10 protein-coding genes and 1 tRNA gene are annotated in these 16,126 nt (G+C 63.5%); 3 read left to right on the forward strand and 8 right to left on the reverse strand.

The features are described from left to right. Window positions 1–2: 2 nt before the first annotated feature. The 4 genes from HWE01_RS03375 to HWE01_RS03390 form a co-directional block, all read right to left on the reverse strand. Window positions 3–365, reverse strand: a complete 363-nt coding sequence (locus tag HWE01_RS03375) for a hypothetical protein (protein WP_241821093.1) — start codon at window positions 363–365, stop codon at window positions 3–5. Window positions 366–367: 2 nt separating this feature from the next. Beyond that, window positions 368–1,927 (reverse strand): sensor domain-containing diguanylate cyclase, encoded by a 1,560-nt coding sequence (locus HWE01_RS03380; RefSeq protein ID WP_241821094.1) that lies wholly within the window; start codon window positions 1,925–1,927, stop codon window positions 368–370. 161 nt (window positions 1,928–2,088) lie between these two features. Further along, window positions 2,089–6,114 (reverse strand): translocation/assembly module TamB domain-containing protein, encoded by a 4,026-nt coding sequence (locus tag HWE01_RS03385; protein ID WP_241821095.1) that lies wholly within the window; start codon window positions 6,112–6,114, stop codon window positions 2,089–2,091. Between the two features lie 57 nt (window positions 6,115–6,171). Continuing rightward, complete coding sequence (locus tag HWE01_RS03390; RefSeq protein WP_175343012.1) at window positions 6,172–7,947, reverse strand: autotransporter assembly complex protein TamA; 1,776 nt, start codon at window positions 7,945–7,947, stop codon at window positions 6,172–6,174. Window positions 7,948–8,262: 315 nt separating this feature from the next. Between HWE01_RS03390 and HWE01_RS03395 the strand changes: the two genes are divergently transcribed. Both HWE01_RS03395 and HWE01_RS03400 read left to right on the forward strand, forming a co-directional pair. Further along, on the forward strand, window positions 8,263–9,072 hold the full coding sequence (locus tag HWE01_RS03395; RefSeq protein WP_241821096.1) for a ferredoxin--NADP reductase: 810 nt from the start codon (window positions 8,263–8,265) through the stop codon (window positions 9,070–9,072). Window positions 9,073–9,535: 463 nt separating this feature from the next. Continuing rightward, window positions 9,536–10,201, forward strand: a complete 666-nt coding sequence (locus tag HWE01_RS03400) for a response regulator (RefSeq protein WP_008327293.1) — start codon at window positions 9,536–9,538, stop codon at window positions 10,199–10,201. Between the two features lie 127 nt (window positions 10,202–10,328). On the opposite strand, the gene HWE01_RS03405 is transcribed toward HWE01_RS03400, so the two are convergent. The 4 genes from HWE01_RS03405 to HWE01_RS03420 all read right to left on the reverse strand — a co-directional run bounded on the left by HWE01_RS03405 (window position 10,329) and on the right by HWE01_RS03420 (window position 13,663). Next, window positions 10,329–10,404: transfer RNA gene (locus tag HWE01_RS03405), tRNA-His, on the reverse strand. 138 nt (window positions 10,405–10,542) lie between these two features. Continuing rightward, the gene (gene murI / locus HWE01_RS03410; protein WP_008327294.1) at window positions 10,543–11,436 is read right to left on the reverse strand and encodes a glutamate racemase; all 894 of its coding nucleotides are present in this window, start codon (window positions 11,434–11,436) and stop codon (window positions 10,543–10,545) included. Between the two features lie 42 nt (window positions 11,437–11,478). After that, on the reverse strand, window positions 11,479–13,020 hold the full coding sequence (locus HWE01_RS03415; protein ID WP_008327295.1) for a fumarate hydratase: 1,542 nt from the start codon (window positions 13,018–13,020) through the stop codon (window positions 11,479–11,481). 31 nt (window positions 13,021–13,051) lie between these two features. Then, window positions 13,052–13,663, reverse strand: coding sequence for a YqhA family protein (locus HWE01_RS03420; RefSeq protein WP_008327296.1), 612 nt, complete (start codon window positions 13,661–13,663; stop codon window positions 13,052–13,054). Between the two features lie 410 nt (window positions 13,664–14,073). On the opposite strand from HWE01_RS03420, the gene acs reads away from it, so the two are divergent. Further along, window positions 14,074–16,056, forward strand: coding sequence for an acetate--CoA ligase (acs, locus tag HWE01_RS03425; protein WP_008327298.1), 1,983 nt, complete (start codon window positions 14,074–14,076; stop codon window positions 16,054–16,056). Window positions 16,057–16,126: the final 70 nt, after the last annotated feature.

Below are 16,126 nucleotides of genomic sequence, written 5' to 3' on the forward strand. Positions count from 1 at the left end.
GTTCAGGGGCTGCCTTGCCGGTCGTCGTCGTGCTGCGGGTAAGCCGTCTCCTTCTGGCTGCCCAGCAGCACATTGGTCCATTTCCCCTGGGCTGAGCTGGCCCCTTCCGGCAGGAGCATGTAGGACAGGCTCTGCAGGCCGCAATACTGTTCCAGATAATCGCGCGCGTGCGCCATGCGCTCGCGCAGTTGCGTGATGCTGTCCTTGCCGCCGGGCCGCATCGGCAGGAATTCGAAGACCACTTCCGGATGCAGGAATTCGGTGAGGTGCTGGATGACCTGCTCGACATCGGGCGCCTCGCTGCTGAATTCGTGATGGGCCGGGGCCGCTTCGTCACGCAGCTGGTAGCGGATCAGGCAGCGCATCTTCACCTCCGCCCCGGGTGTTCGGGGATCATCGCCAGGCGCGGATAGTCGTGCTGGATCGCACGGTCGCGACCCTGTTCCTTGGCGCGGTAGAGGGCGGCGTCGGCGGTGTCGATCAGTTCGCGGGCATCGACCTGTGCACCCTTGCCGCTGGCCAGGCTGGCGACTCCTACGCTGATGGTGACGTGTCCTACCGAGCTGCCTTCATGCGGGATATCGAGGGCGCGCACGGCCTGTACCAGCCGGTTGGAAATGGCATGGGCGCTGGCAGCGTTGCAGTTGGGCAGGATCAGCGCAAATTCCTCGCCGCCATAGCGTGCCACGATGTCGCCCTGGCGACGTGCCACGCTGTTGAGGGCAGCCGCCACCTGCTTGAGACAGATGTCGCCGGCAGCATGACCATAGGTATCGTTGTAGCGCTTGAAGTGGTCCACATCCACCATGATCAGCGAGAGCGACTCGCCGGAACGGTTCAGTCGCGCCAGTTCAGCGGTGAGCGCCGCATCGAAGTAGCGGCGGTTGAAGACGTCGGTCAGGCCGTCCTTCTGCGACTGCGCTTCCAGGGTGCGATAGAGCCTTTCCAGTTCGGTCCGGGCGGTGATGGCTTCGAGCTCGGCATTTTCGCGTCCGGCCACCTGCGCCACCAGGCGGTTGCCGCCATAGCCGATGACGATGAGCAGAAGCAGCACCGCGATGCCGCGGATCCACACGCGCCGTGTCCAGTCTTCCAGGACGTCGTCCTTGGCCAGCGCCACGGCGACGAACAGGGGATACAGGCTGCAATGCTGGAAACTGGTCAGGCGCACGATATCGTCGCGCGGGGAGCGCATCTCGAAGCTTCCTTCTTCGGCCCGGCTGAGGTATCGGGTCACCAGCACGGACTTGGAGATGTCCAGGCCAATGGAATAGCTCAGCAGCGGCTGACGATAGATCACGGTGCCTTCGTTGAGGCCGAACAGGATGGCGCCGTCGCGGCCGATGGCGAACTGTTCGTAGTAGCGCTGGAAGTGGCTGAGGTCGACATCGGCCACCACCACCCCGGCAAAGCTGCCGTCGGTGTGGTTCACGCGCCGGCTCATGGTCACGATCCACTGGCCGTTGGTGCGGCTGCGCATGGGCTTGCCGATGTAGGCCTGGTCGGTGCGCAGGCGCTGGTGATGCAGGAAGTAATCGTCCTGGATGTAGCGGTGTTCCAGGGTGGCCTGCGAGGTACCGATGGCCAGGCCCGTTTCGTCATACACCATCAGACTGGCCAACTGCGGTACGGCCGCCACCGAGGCCACCATGAAATCATGGGTACGCTGGCGCCCGGCCACGCCGGGACCGTCATATTCCATATGCTCCTGGATGCCTTGCAGGACCACGTCGATTTCCTTGAAGGACTGGTCGGCATGCTGGGTCATGGCCAGTGCCATGTTGGAGGCATTGCGGATGGCCTCGTCGGTGGCCACCTCATAGGCACGCCAGGCCGACCACGCCTCCAGCAGCAGGATGACGAGACAGACCACGACCACGAACAGCTTGGCTGTTCTGGATGCGCGCTGGATTCTGTGTTCTGGCATGTTGTCGCTTTCCCCCGGAAACGGCTTTACCCCCCGGCGCCTTGTTGCCTGTCTGCATTGTTGTGCAGGCTGTTGGGCGCGTCTATCAGGGATGTCCTGAACTTGTATCGAGATTAACAGATTCCCCTGATGCAAGGGCGAGCCGCCGTTGCCTGTACCCCTCAGTCGTAGCGGCGGCTGAACAGGATGTTCAGGCCATTGATGGTGCCGGCCCGCGCCACCACCGACCAGCGTCGCGAGATCTGCCAGGTAGCCTTGGCTACGCTGGCCGCGCCCTGCAGGCTCTGCTCGTAGCCCAGCGTGATCTTCTGGGTGATGGCCTTGCCCAGGTTGACCACCTGGTCATCGGTCAGCCCCGATTCGCTGGAACCGATGCTGAACTGGTCCAGCCCGATATCCTTGGCGATGCGCTTGCCGCCCATGTTGCCCACCAGCGCCAGGGCCTGGCTGCTGGCGGTGCGCTGGCCGATGCTGGAACTGTCGGTGCCGTGACCGAACATCATCCAGGACAGTTTTTCGTCATCCGGCACATTGGGTTCGGACACCAGTTGCACGCGTGGCTGGTTGACGTTGCCGGTCACCGAGACCCCGGCTTCGACATCCTGGTTGCGGCGCATGGCCAGGATGTTGATGTTGGGATTGGCGATCGGCCCCTGGAAGTTGATGATGCCGCGCTCGATATTGAGTTTGGTGCCAAAAGCTTCATAGCTGCCCTCGGCCACGTTGATGGTGCCCGTGGCGCGCAGCGGGGAGAGCGGTTCGCTACGAACATTCATATCACCCCGCAAACGCAGGTCGGCGCCGCTGCCACGGAAGCGGAAGTCGTTGCCCAGATCGAGCGCCAGGTTGATGACGGGGGCGAACTTGCTGGCCGGTTTCTCGGTGGCCGCTTCCAGTTTCTGTTGTGACGAGGCGGCTGCACCGACGCGGTTCTTGCCGCTGCGGCTGACGATGACCACGTCATCGCCCAGCTTGGGCGCGCTGCTCTTGGGCAGGTCGAAGAGGGCACGGTCGACGGTGAACTTGCCATCGACCCGCAACTGTTCGTTGACGTTGCTGATCTTTCCTTCGCCGGAGAGCATCAGCTGGCGGTCGGGGCTGGCGAACAGTTCCAGATGGTCGGCGGTGAGGGTGGCGTTGAGGTCGGGATTATCCGCACCCAGCTGGATCTTGCCACCGGCGCGCAGGGTGCCGCGTCCGCCGTGGAACTCGATCTGGCGCAGCTCGATCACGTTGCTGTCCATGACGATACGCACGATGCCATCCTTCAACTGGATACCCTGGTCGAATTCGGTCACGGCCAGGTTGTCGCCATTGATGGCGCCCGACAGGCGCGGCTGGGCGAGCGTGCCGCCGGCGTTGAGGGTGGCGGCCAGCTTGCCGTTGAGGCTCACTTGCGGGCCGATCAGGTCGCCCACGCGCTTGAGTTCCGGTACATCGAGGCTGGCCTTGAGGTTCAGCGGCGATTCGGGCGCGAGGGCTAGCAGTGCATCTACACGACGCAGGCCGACCTCACCACCCAGCTCCAGCGTACCGATGCGCGCGGCGTTGACGCGCCCGGTGACATTCATGCGTTCGCCCTGGAACTGGCCGCGCAGCTGCAGTTCGGACAGGCCCAGCGCCGCTTCGCCCACGCTGGTGGTGACCCGCAGATCGCCCGACTTGCGCGCGATCTGCAGGTAGCCGCTGGCAGTCTCGGCCAGGCTGAAGTCCCAGTCGCTGTCCAGCACCAGGTCGGTCTTGACGGGCGGCGGCGTCCCGGTGAACTGCTGCACCAGTTCAAGTACCCGGCCCACATCCAGCGCGCGCACCTGTCCCGCCGAAGCCAGTCGGCCCTGGTGGTAGGACAGGCGCTTCAGTTCCAGCGCGCTGTGGTCGATCTCGATGCGGGTGCTGCCGGTCTCGATGTCGTCGGCCGACGCATCCAGTGTGAGCGGGCTGGTCAGGGCGATGCGCGGCAGGCCCTGGTTGCTGAACTGGTCCAGGCTGCCGGCCCAGCCATAGTTGCCACGGGTCTTTTCGGTGAGCTTGCCGTGCGCGGCCAGGTTCAGGTCCAGCGGCTGGTCGGCCAGCTTGCCCCTGGCCTGCATGGACAGGGTGTGGCTGGCATAGGTGCCATCCAGTTTCAGGGCCAGGCGTGCCAGTTCGGCGTGCGGACCGCTGTAGCCGTCGCCTTCGATGCTCAGGGACAGGCGGTTGTCGGGCGAGGCCACACCGGCAGCCAGGTTGCTGTGCAATTCGCTCTGGCCCGTCAGGTGATGCAGCTTGTGCGCACCGAAGGCCAGCTGCTCGGCCTGCAGGCTGGCCAGCAGGTTGGGGCGCTCGCGCGTGCCGGTGAGGATGCCATCCACCCGCAACAGGCCGGCCAGTCCATAGCCCAGCCGCGCGAGCTGCGGCGCATCGACCTTGAGCCTGAGCTTGTCGCGGGCGGCACCGAAGCTGCCGTCCAGGTCCAGCGTATTGCCGGCGATCTGCACATTGGCGTGGCTGGGCATCAGGCGCATGCCGGCCAGGTTGATGTCGCCCTGGCCGCGCATGGGCAGGGCATCGTAAGTACTGTCGTGGATGCGGAAACCCAGCTTGAGCTTCAGTTCCGGAGAGAGCGCACCGGCGGCGTCGAAGTCCATGTTGATGCGCGCCGGGATGGGCTTGGAGGTGGTCGCGGCAACGCGCTTGCGGCCCTTGCCGGAGGTGGTCGGGGGCGGCCTCACCGCCTGCAGCACGGCGCTCGGATCGAAGTCCACCAGCCGGCCTTTGAAGGCGTAATCCATTGCATTGGCGGTCTGCAGGGTACCGGAGGTCTCCAGGCGCGATTTGCCGGCGCTCAGCGAGGCGTCGCGCAGTTGTACTTGATCCTTGCCGATGAGGCTGTCCACATGCAGCTTCAGGGTGCTGTCCTGCAGGGTCAGCAGGAGTTGCTGGGCGTCGGGCGCAAGCGTGACATCCACCGGCCCGGAAAGCCGGGTTGGTCGCACCTGGTGATGCAGCTGGTTCAGGTCCAGGTCGCTCACGCGCAGCTTGAACTGTCCCGCCATGGGCTCAGCCTTGCCGGGCTCGCTGCTGCCGGGACGAAACTGCCCGCTGCCTTCGATGCGTGCGTGCTGCGGCAGGCGGATCTCCAGCCGCGACAGGGTTTGTTGCTGCAGGTCCAGCTTCAGGTCGGCGCTGGCCGAGAGCAACGGCAAGCGTTGCTGGTCCAGGCTGCCGGGGCGGGCATTGTCGATCTCCACACGGCCCGCCACCTGCAAGGGAGCGTCGGCGGCCAACCCGGCAGGTGGTGCCAGGTCGGCGCGCAGGTTCAGGTCGGCGGCGGGCGCTGCGGCGTTGAAGGCTTGCGGATTGAGGTGCTGCAGGTCCACCCTGGCACGCTTGAGCGGGACACTGGCAAAGGGCGTGGCGACGATGTCGGCATTACCCTTGAGCTTGTCGCCGCCCGCCGTGAGCGCGATGCCCAGTTCCTGCAGCGAGCCCGACAATTGCGCGTTGAGCTGGTATTGCTCCTTGTTCTCGCCGTACTGGTAGGCCCCGGCCAGTTCCAGCCCGCCACCGATGGCAAACGGCGGCTTGCCGTTCAGGTGCAGCAAGGCAGTGGCGTCGCCGAAGGCGGTGCTGAGGCTGTCCAGCACCAGCGTATGTTGCACGCCGTCGGAGTTGCCATGCAGCTTGAGCTTGGCGAGTTCGGTGGTGGAAGTCCCCTGGATCAGTTTGAGGCTGGCCACGCTGATCTCGTGGATCTCCAGCGCCAGCGGGATCTCCAGCGAGGCCGGCAGGGTGCTCGGTTCGGAGGGCGAGGGTTGCTGGTTCAACTGCACGTTGCCCACGCGCAGGTAATCGAGGTTGAACTTGCGGCGCAACAGCGCCAGGTGCCAGCGCGCGTCGACGCTGTCGATGTCGAGGATGCGCTTCTCATCCTGGTAATGCAGGTCGCGCAGCCGCAGGCCGTCGGCGACCGTGCCGCCCAGCAGCTGGCCGGAAAGCTTGCCGTCCAGGGCCTTGACGGCGGTGTCCCAGAGCAGCCGCGCACCGCTTTCGGTATGGGTGGCCAACAGGGCGGCAGCGGCAATGGCCAGTACCAGCGCGGCCACGCTGCCGCCGCTCCACGCGGCGATGCGACGGCCGCTGCGGGCGCGACGACGCGGCGGCGGTGTGGCGGGGGCTTGTTGCGGATCGTGTTGCGGTTCGCTCATGCTGGGTGGTGATTCGAATTCAGTTCATCGGGAGGTGGGCGCGCTGCCGGTCCGGCGCTAGAACGCGATGCCCAGCGAAACGTGCGGCCGGATCTGGTGCTTCTGGATACCATAGGCCAGGTCCAGGTTGAGCGTGCCGACCGGACTGCGCCAGCGCGCACCGGTACCGACCCCGTGATAGAAGGTCTTGTTGTTCCAGTTGTCGGCGGCTGCGCCCACGTCATAGAAGACCGCCGCCCCCCAGTTCTCGCTGAACCAGCGCTGGTACTCCGAGCTGCCCACGGCCAGGTACTTGGTCGGATAGACGGTACCGTTCTGCTCGTTGCCGATGCTCTGGTAGCTGTAGCCGCGCACCGAATCGTTGCCGCCGGTGCGAAACAGCAGCGAGGGCGGCACCGCTCCGGCACTGCCCGCCGTGAAGACCCCGCCCAGTTCTGCGCGCAGCACCACGATGTCGCGCTTGCCGACCGGCACGAACTGCTTGAAGCGGCCATACAGGCGCGAGAAACTTTGGTCGGTCAGCAAGCCCTTGAGGGCGAAACCGGCTTCCAGGGTCAGCAGGTTGCCCTTGCGTGGGAAGATCGGGTCATCCACGTTGCGGCGCGACCAGGCAAAGCCCGGCACCAGCGCGCGGTGCTTGCCGGGCGTGACGATGGTGTTTGCGGGCAGGGTGCTGCCGTCTTCCTGGCTGAGCTCGTCGCGGTAATAGGTCAGCGAGTAGGTGGTGTCGTAGTTCTCGCTGTTGCGTGCGCGCTTGAACCCGACCTGCTGGCTGCGCAGATCGATGCCTTCCAGCTTGGTCCGGTCGTAGGAGGTATTGAGGCTGTTGACGAAGGCCTTGTCGTCCGGCGGCATGGCCAGCGACAGCACGCCGTACTGGCGCTTCTGCTCCAGCCGCAACTGACTGTCGAAGACGTAGGCCTTGTTGAACACGTTGTAGTGCGAGTAGCGGCCCTCGACCTGGGCGCCGGTATCGGTGCTGTAGCCCACGCCGGCGCGGATGCGCTGGGTCGGGAACTCGGTGACCTGTACCTTCACCGGGGTCTGGTCGGGATGCGCGGGATCGTCATCGATGGCCACGATGGCATTGGAAAAATACGGCGTGTTCTGGATCTGCCGTTGCAGGGCCAGCAGGCGGTTGACGTCATAGGATTCGCCCACGATGAGCGGATTGACGTGGCGGATGATGCTTTCCGGGTAGCGCCGGGTGCCGGTGATCTGCACAGGCCCCAGCGTGAAGGCCGGACCGCTGTCATAGCGCACGGCCAGCTCGGCCTGGTGCTCGTCGGGATCGATACGCGCCTCGGAGCTGGCGATGCGGGCAGCGGCGTACTTCTTCTGCTGCAGTTTTTCCAGGCCGGCGTTCTTGGCGCGGTCCCAGTCTTCCTGGCGGAAGGGCTGGCCGACCGGCAGCGCCCAGTCTGCGCGGATACGTGCCACGGTGGCCTGGTCCTCGCGCGCGGCCACGCCGGTGACGCCGATGTCGGTCGCACTGATGGCGGTGCGCGGACCGGGGTCTACGCTGATGGTGATGCGGCGTACCGCCTTCTTGCCCTCCGCGCCGGCGTCGTCCTGCTGGCTGACCTTGGTGACGGGCGTGAAGTAACCCTCGGTGGAGGTCAGCTCACGCACCTGGTCGGCGGCGGTATCCATCATGAACTTGAGCTGCTCATCGCTGATGTCGTCGCGGTCCTGGTAGCGCGAGAGGTCCAGGAAATCCTTGAGCAGCGACTGCACCGGCCGTGGGGCGTCGATCTGTACCTTGTAGGCGGCGTGGGCGGTATCGGCGGCGCACCAGAGGAAGGCGATGGCCAGACTGCGGGTCCAAGTCATTGATTCACTGCATCATCGGTTGTCGGTTGAGGCGGCCTGACGCGCCGCAAGGCAAGTCGGGTAGGATGAGGGCTGGCGGCATGCCACCCAGACCTGACCTGTGCGCGGTGCGGATAGTTCCTGGCCGTGCAGGCGGCGCAAGCTTCATTTTCGGCTCGCCCTGCATGTCATCCTGTGACCCGGTGCCATGCACGCCGCTTGCGGTATTGCCGGTGCAAGCCCCGGAGGGCCTGCCCGCCTGTTCATCCCGCTATTGTAATGCCCCGGCAGTGGTTGTCGTACGGGCAATCTGGCAGTTCATCGAAGGAGAATCCTGTGAGCAGTACCAGTAGTGTGAGCTTTGATGCGTATTCGGAAAAGGCGACTTGCGAGCGCCTGTTGTGGGTGCATCGCTGGACCGACAAGCTGTTGAGCTTTCGCACCACGCGCCCGGCCGGCTACGGTTTCACGGCCGGGCAGTTTGCGCGCCTGGGCCTGGAGATCGATGGCGAGGTGGTCTCGCGTGCCTATTCGATCACCTCGGCCGAAGGGGATGATTACCTGGAGTACTACGCCATCATCGTCCCGGAAGGAAAATTCACTTCACGCCTGAACCAGCTTCAGCCGGGCGATGCCGTCTGGGTCGAAAAGCTCAGTTACGGTTTCATGACTGCCGATCGTTTCGTCGATGGCCGCCAGTTGTGGATGCTGGCCACCGGTACCGGCCTGGGGCCATATGTCTCGATCCTGCAGCAGCCCGAGGTATGGCAGCGATTCGAGGATTTGATCGTGGTCCACGGTGTACGCCAGCGCGAGGAACTGGCCTATGCCGAAACCTTCGCCCGCTTGCAGCAGCAAGCCCGCGAGCAGGACTGGCCGGCGCGCCTGCATCGGCTGTGCTGCGTCACGCGCGAGGCCGACCTGCCGGTCGCCCCAGGCTGGCTGGGCGGGCGCATCACGACTCTGCTCCGGGACGGCCGGCTGGAACAGGCCAGCGGCCTGGCCCTGAGCCCCGAGCACAGCCGCGTGATGGCCTGCGGCAATCCGGACATGGTCACCGAGGTGCGCGAGTTGCTGCGGGAACGCGGCATGACGCCGCTGCGGCGTACCGGTGGCGGGCAGTTCGTGACCGAGGATTACTGGTGATGCAGGAGGAGCCCCGGTGCAAGCCCTTGAGGCGTCAGCCGGACAAAGCCAGGACGCTGCGATGCAGCTTGGGCGTACCTGGGCTTGATGGTGCGTGCTGGTGAGGAGCGATGAGAATTCCGTGGGAACCTCACACGATATCGAGCCAGGCCACAAATATTTTTTAGATATCTTCACTAAAAGCTCGGGATCGAATATTTTCTATTGACACCTCGAAATAATTCGATTTTTTGTGGGAATAACGCACTTTCCTTTCTATTTTCTTCAGATTTTCTCTATCTCCTAACGATGGAAGTTTTCGCGATGCCGTAGTGGCATCGCCCGACATGGGGAGCCGACATCGATGCAGACAAATCGAGGGCGCCAGCCGAGGCAATACAAAGGCGATATATGGGAGGATGAACGCGGGCAATGATGTCGCGGAGTCGCCACCTGTCAGTCAATTGAACCATTTGGGGGTAGCATGAATTTGAAGAAAGTCCTGCACGTTGCCATAGCCGATGATCATCCCATCGTGTTGGGCGCGCTTCGGGGTGAGCTGGCGCGCCTGCCGGAAATCCGTATCGACCTGGAAGTCGAGAATGGCGAAGCCCTGATCAACGCGCTCAAGCGTTCGCCCTGCGAGATCGTCATCACCGACTTCGCCATGCCGGCCGATGACAGCGACGAGTCTGATGGCTTCGCGCTGGTCAAGCGCCTCAAGACCGAGCATCCGTCGACCAAGGTGATCGTCTATACCGCCATGAACAATGGTGCGGTCATCCGGCGCCTGTATCGCATGGGCGTGTTTGCCGTCATCAACAAGCGCGAGAAGACCGACGAGCTGATCAATGCCTGCCTGGCCACCCAGAGCAGCAAGCAGCTGTATTTCCCGGTCTCGCTGCGCGGCGAGCTGGAGATGAGCTGGGCCCAGGGCGAGGGCTTCGGCCTGGTGCGTGAGCTGACCCAGAGCGAGCTGGAAGTGGTGCGTCTGTTCGTGGAAGGGCAGTCTTTGGGGGAAATCTGCGTGCGCCTTTCGCGCACGCCCAGCACCATCAGCACTCACAAGAACAATGCCATGCGCAAGCTGGGATTGAGTACGGATGCGGAGCTGATCAAGTATGCGTATTCGACGGGGATGATCAACTGACGCAGGAAAGTGCCCGGCACCGCATTGGTGCCGGCCTTGTCGGGGAGGGGAGCAGAGGAGGTAAGGCGGCGCGGCCCGCCAAAACAAAAAGCCCGGTCACCAGGACCGGGCTTTTTGCTTGAATCTGTGGGGTGGCTGATGGGACTCGAACCCACGACGACAGGAATCACAATCCTGGACTCTACCAACTGAGCTACAGCCACCGTCGACTGTCAGACAGACTCGCGTCCGTCATCAAGTAAGCAAAAGATTATACAAACACTTGAAGGGAATGGCAACACAATTTCCATGCAAATTGGCAATTCCGCTGAAATTCCTTCCTCACCCAGCCAGGATCTGCTTCACCCACCGGCTTGCGGCAGCAAGGCCCGTACCGGGGGATCGAGCTTGAGCAGCCCCCGGAAGGCCTGTTCCAGCGTCGTGCCGCTGGCCGTGGTGAAGCCGGCCAGCGACCCGGTGGCGGCCCGGGTCTGCAAGCCCTCGGTCTGCAGCAGGCGTTGCAGTTGCCGGGTGACGGCCTGGCCGGTATCGATGATCTCCGGGACCTCACCGATCAGGCGTTTGCATACGCTCTCGATGGCCGGGCGCACGAAGGGGTAGTGGGTGCAGCCCAGTACCAGCGTATCGGCACCCTGCTCCAGGAGGGGCGCCAGATAGCGCTCCAGCAGTTGCACCGTCGCAGGCGAGAACAGTTCACCTTTCTCGATCAGGTCCACCAGGCCCACGCAGGCCTGGGGCAGGTAACGCACCTGATACTGCGCCTGCATCTGCTGCTGCAACAAGGCAAAGCGCGTACTGGCCAGCGTGCTGCGCGTGGCCAGCACGCCGACGGTGCCGCTGCGGGTTTGCTGGGCAGCCGGTTTGAGGCCGGGCTCGATGCCCACCACGATCAGTTGCGGCCAGTGCGCGCGGATGGCCTGGATGGCGGCGGCGGTGGCGGTATTGCAGGCCACCACCAGGGCCTTCACGCCTTGCTCCAGCAGGAAGGAGGCGATGGCCAGGGAGCGCTCCACGATTTGCGCTTCGGTCTTGTCGCCATAGGGCGCATAGCCGGAGTCGGCAAAGTAGAGCAATTGTTCGCGCGGCAGGGCGGCGTGGATGTGACGCAGCACCGACAGGCCGCCGATGCCGGAATCGAAAATGCCGACCGCGGCATCAGCTGCGGTCGGCATTGCGGTAGTGCTGTCAGACCCTGCGGCAGAAGGCACGCTGACCTGCTTGACGGCTTCATTCATGGTGCTGCGCGCGCTCCTGCTGCGAGGCTTGCCTGAGTTTGATCAGGCCGTGGTGACGGGGATCTTGGAAAGCGACACGCTCTGGGCGATCTTTTCCTTCCATTCGGCCGGCCCGGTGTTGTGCACCGAGATGCCGTTGGCGTCCACGGCCACCGTCACCGGCATGTCCTTGACGTCGAACTCGTAGATCGCTTCCATGCCCAGGTCGGCAAAACCCAGCACCTTGGCCGACTTGATCGCCTTGGAGACCAGGTAAGCCGAACCACCCACGGCCATCAGGTAGGCCGACTTGTGCTTCTTGATCGCCTCGATGGCAGCCGGGCCGCGCTCGGACTTGCCGATCATGGAGATCAGGCCGGTCTGCTCCAGCATCATGTCGGTGAACTTGTCCATGCGGGTGGCGGTGGTCGGGCCAGCCGGACCCACCACTTCGTCGCGCACCGGATCGACCGGGCCGACGTAGTAGATCACGCGGTTGGTGAAGTCCACAGGCAGCTTCTCGCCCTTGGCCAGCATGTCCTGGATGCGCTTGTGGGCGGCATCGCGGCCGGTCAGCATCTTGCCGTTCAACAGCAGGGTCTGGCCCGGCTTCCAGGAGGCGACTTCTTCCTTGGTCAGGGTGTCCAGGTTGACGCGCTGGGACTTCTCGGTGTCGGCTACCCAGTGCACTTCAGGCCAGTCCGACAGCGACGGCGGTTCCATGTAGGCCGGGCCGGAGCCATCCAGCACGAAGTGGCCGTGGCGGGTCGCGGCACAGTTGGGGATCATGGCCACGGGCTTGGAGGCCGCATGGGTCGGGTGCATCATGATCTTCACATCCAGCACGGTGGTCAGGCCGCCCAGGCCCTGTGCGCCGATGCCCAGCGCGTTGACCTTCTCATAGAGCTCGATACGCAGCTCTTCGGTCTTGTTCTGCGGGCCGCGCTTCAAGAGCTCGTACATGTCGATGTCTTCCATCAGCACTTCCTTGGCCATCAGCATGGCCTTCTCGGCGGTGCCGCCGATACCGATGCCCAGCATGCCCGGCGGGCACCAGCCGGCACCCATGGTTGGCACGGTTTTGAGGACCCAGTCCACCAGGTTGTCGGAAGGGTTCAACATGACAAATTTGGTCTTGTTCTCGGAGCCGCCGCCCTTGGCCGCGATCTGCACGTCCACGGTGTTGCCGGGCACCAGTTCCATGTGGATCACGGCCGGGGTGTTGTCCTTGGTGTTCTTGCGCTCGAACTGCGGGTCGGCCACGATGGAGGCGCGCAGCACGTTGTCCGGGTGCGAGTAGCCGCGACGCACGCCTTCGTTGACGGCGTCGGCGATCGAGCCCGAGAAGCCTTCGAAGCGCACGCCCATGCCGATCTTCAGGAAGACATTGACGATGCCGGTATCCTGGCAGATCGGGCGCTTGCCCTCGGCGCACATGCGCGAGTTGGTCAGGATCTGTGCGATGGCATCCTTGGCGGCCGGGCTTTGCTCGGTCTCGTAGGCGCGGGCCAGATGCTGGATATAGTCGGCCGGATGGTAGTAGCTGATGTACTGCAGCGCGGCGGCGACGGATTCGATGAGATCGTCTTGCTTGATGATGGTCATGGCTGGTTCTCTCGGTTTGGATGAGGCAAAGTCAGTGCGGCTTGTCGGACGATTCGGTCGGATGCACCATCAGCCGGTCGCAATATGCGATGGCCATGGCCGACAAGAGGAAGGCGATATGGATGCCGGTCTGGGCGATGAGCGTCTTGGCATCATACAGATTGGCGTTGATGAAGGTTTTGAGCAGGTGGATCGACGAGATCCCGATGATGGCCGTGGCCAGCTTGACCTTCAGGACGGAAGCATTCACATGCGAGAGCCACTCGGGCTGGTCCGGGTGGCCTTCCAGGTTCATGCGGGAGACGAAAGTTTCATATCCGCCCACGATCACCATGATCAGCAGGTTGGAAATCATCACCACGTCGATCAGCGCCAGCACCACCAGCATGATGGTTTGTTCATTGAGCTTTTCCGGGCGGATGGCGCCGGGAATGGCCACGGCGTCCAGGATGTGAGCCAGCGAACTGGCACTGCCCATGGCCGCACCGATCAGGTCCACCAGCTCGACCCAGAAGTGATAGACGTAGACGCACTGCGCCAGGATCAGCCCCAGATAGAGCGGCAGTTGCAGCCAGCGGCTCATGAAAATCAGGTTGGGCAGGATGCCGATCTTGCGGGGAGGCTGGGGCGACGAGTTTTTCATGGGTCTGGGCTACGCGTGATTCTGGCGATGGTGGCGATATCCGAGGAGGGCGCCGACTGCGGAGGACCAGCGCGGCTTCGGATTTGGGGCCGTATTCTACACGCCCTTCGCCCATTTCCGGGGACCCGCCTCGCAAGCGCCGTGGACAGTGCCTGCGGGAAACATCGACCTGTGCCAGAATGCCAATATGTTGTCTTGAACATCAGAGAACATTGCATCGATATGAAGGTCTGCGTCCATGGAGCCAGCGCACTACTATGCGGCTCCGACGCCTACCAAGGCGCCGTCATCGCCGGTCAGCCCTGATGCAAGCGGCTTCCCGCCCGGATGGGTGCTGCTTGTGTAAGGACTGAGTAAGTGAAACGGCCTATGTTTTGCGGAAAGCAAAAACAAACCTTTTGGAGACTACCGTGGCAGACATCGAGACATTCAAGCAAGAGAACCGCGTATTCGCGCCGCCGGCCGAGCTGGTCAAGCACGCCGCCATTTCGGGCATGGACGCCTACCAGGCCCTGAACGCCGAATTCGAAAAAGACTACGAAGGCAGCTGGGCCAAGCTGGCCAAGGACAACCTGAAGTGGCACAAGCCCTTCACCCAGACGCTGGATGAATCCAACGCACCGTTCTACAAGTGGTTCGCCGATGGCCAGGTGAACGTTTCGTACAACTGCCTGGACGTCAACCTGGACAACGGCAATGCCGACAAGACTGCCGTCATCTTCGAATCCGACGACGGCAAGGTCACCCGCGTGTCCTATCGCGAACTGCACCAGAAGGTCTGCCAGTTCGCCAACGGCCTCAAATCGCTGGGCATCAGGAAGGGTGACCGCGTGGTCATCTACATGCCCATGTCGGTTGAGGGTGTGGCCGCCATGCAGGCGTGTGCGCGCATCGGTGCGACGCACTCGGTGGTCTTTGGCGGCTTCTCCGCCAAATCCCTGCACGAGCGCGTCATCGACGCTGGCGCCGTGGCCGTGCTGACCGCGGATTACCAGGTGCGCGGCGGCAAGCAGCTGCCCTTGAAATCCATCGTCGATGAAGCCCTGGCCATGGGCGGCTGCGACACCCTGAAGCACGTGGTCGTCTACAAGCGCGCCGGTGCCGAGATCAACTGGGTCGAAGGGCGCGATTTGTGGCTTTCCGACGTGGTGGCCAACCAGCCCGATACCTGCGAGCCGGAATGGGTGGATGCCGAGCATCCGCTGTTCATCCTCTACACCTCCGGTTCCACCGGCAAGCCCAAGGGCGTGCAGCATTCCTCGGCCGGCTACCTGCTGTGGGCCGTGCTGACCATGAAGTGGACCTTCGACATCAAGCCTGATGATGTCTACTGGTGTACTGCCGACATCGGCTGGATCACCGGCCACACCTACATCGCCTATGGCCCGCTGGCCGTGGGTGCGACCCAGATCGTCTTCGAAGGCGTACCCACCTATCCGAACGCTGGCCGCTTCTGGGACATGGTGGCGCGCCACAAGGCCACCATCTTCTACACTGCACCGACGGCGATCCGGTCGCTCATCAAGGCCGCCGATGCAGATGAGAAGGTCCACCCGAAGCAATACGACCTGTCCTCGCTGCGCATCCTCGGTTCGGTGGGTGAGCCCATCAATCCGGAAGCCTGGATGTGGTACTACAAGAACGTTGGCCGCGAGAATTGCCCCATCGTCGACACCTTCTGGCAGACCGAGACCGGCGGCCACATGATTTCACCGCTGCCGGGCGCAACGCCCCAGGTACCCGGTTCCTGCACGCTGCCGTTGCCGGGCATCACGGCAGCCATCGTCGATGAGACTGGCAATGACATCCCCAATGGCAATGGCGGCATCCTGGTGGTCAAGCGTCCTTGGCCGTCGATGATCCGTACCATCTGGAACGATCCGGAGCGCTTCAAGAAAAGCTACTTCCCGGAGGAGCTGGGTGGCAACATCTATCTGGCTGGCGACGGCGCGGTGCGCAACAAGGAGACCGGCTACTTCACCATCACCGGGCGTATCGATGATGTGTTGAACGTCTCCGGCCACCGCATGGGCACCATGGAAATCGAATCGGCGCTGGTCGCCAACAGCATCGTGGCCGAGGCCGCCGTGGTCGGCAAGCCCGATGAAACTACGGGTGAATCGATTTGCGCCTTCGTGGTCTTGAAGCGTCCGCGTCCGACCGGAGACGAGGCCAAGCAGATTGCCAAGGAGCTGCGCGACTGGGTGGCCAAGGAAATCGGTCCGATTGCCAAGCCCAAGGAAATCCGTTTCGGCGACAACCTGCCCAAGACCCGTTCCGGCAAGATCATGCGTCGTCTGCTGCGCGTGCTGGCCAAGGGCGAGGCGATCACGCAGGACGTCTCCACACTGGAAAATCCGGCCATCCTGGATCAGCTCAAGGAAGCGCAGTAAGCCTGATACTGCCGTTGCAAGGCGGCGGCAGGCAAACCGGCGGGGCAGGGCGTTGTGGTAGCGATGCCTG

It is taken from the genome of Herbaspirillum sp. C7C8 (assembly GCF_022627875.1).
Classification (GTDB): Bacteria; Pseudomonadota; Gammaproteobacteria; order Burkholderiales; family Burkholderiaceae_D; genus Herbaspirillum.

Excerpts from the sequence above, each read along its gene's own strand:
- HWE01_RS03375 (WP_241821093.1), bottom strand. The coding sequence starts at position 365 with ATGCGCTGCCTGATCCGCTACCAGCTGCGTGACGAAGCGGCCCCGGCC.
- HWE01_RS03380 (WP_241821094.1), bottom strand. The coding sequence starts at position 1,927 with ATGCCAGAACACAGAATCCAGCGCGCATCCAGAACAGCCAAGCTGTTC.
- HWE01_RS03385 (WP_241821095.1), bottom strand. The coding sequence starts at position 6,114 with ATGAGCGAACCGCAACACGATCCGCAACAAGCCCCCGCCACACCGCCG.
- HWE01_RS03390 (WP_175343012.1), bottom strand. The coding sequence starts at position 7,947 with ATGACTTGGACCCGCAGTCTGGCCATCGCCTTCCTCTGGTGCGCCGCC.
- HWE01_RS03400 (WP_008327293.1), top strand. The coding sequence starts at position 9,536 with ATGAATTTGAAGAAAGTCCTGCACGTTGCCATAGCCGATGATCATCCC.
- murI (WP_008327294.1), bottom strand. The coding sequence starts at position 11,436 with ATGAATGAAGCCGTCAAGCAGGTCAGCGTGCCTTCTGCCGCAGGGTCT.
- HWE01_RS03415 (WP_008327295.1), bottom strand. The coding sequence starts at position 13,020 with ATGACCATCATCAAGCAAGACGATCTCATCGAATCCGTCGCCGCCGCG.
- HWE01_RS03420 (WP_008327296.1), bottom strand. The coding sequence starts at position 13,663 with ATGAAAAACTCGTCGCCCCAGCCTCCCCGCAAGATCGGCATCCTGCCC.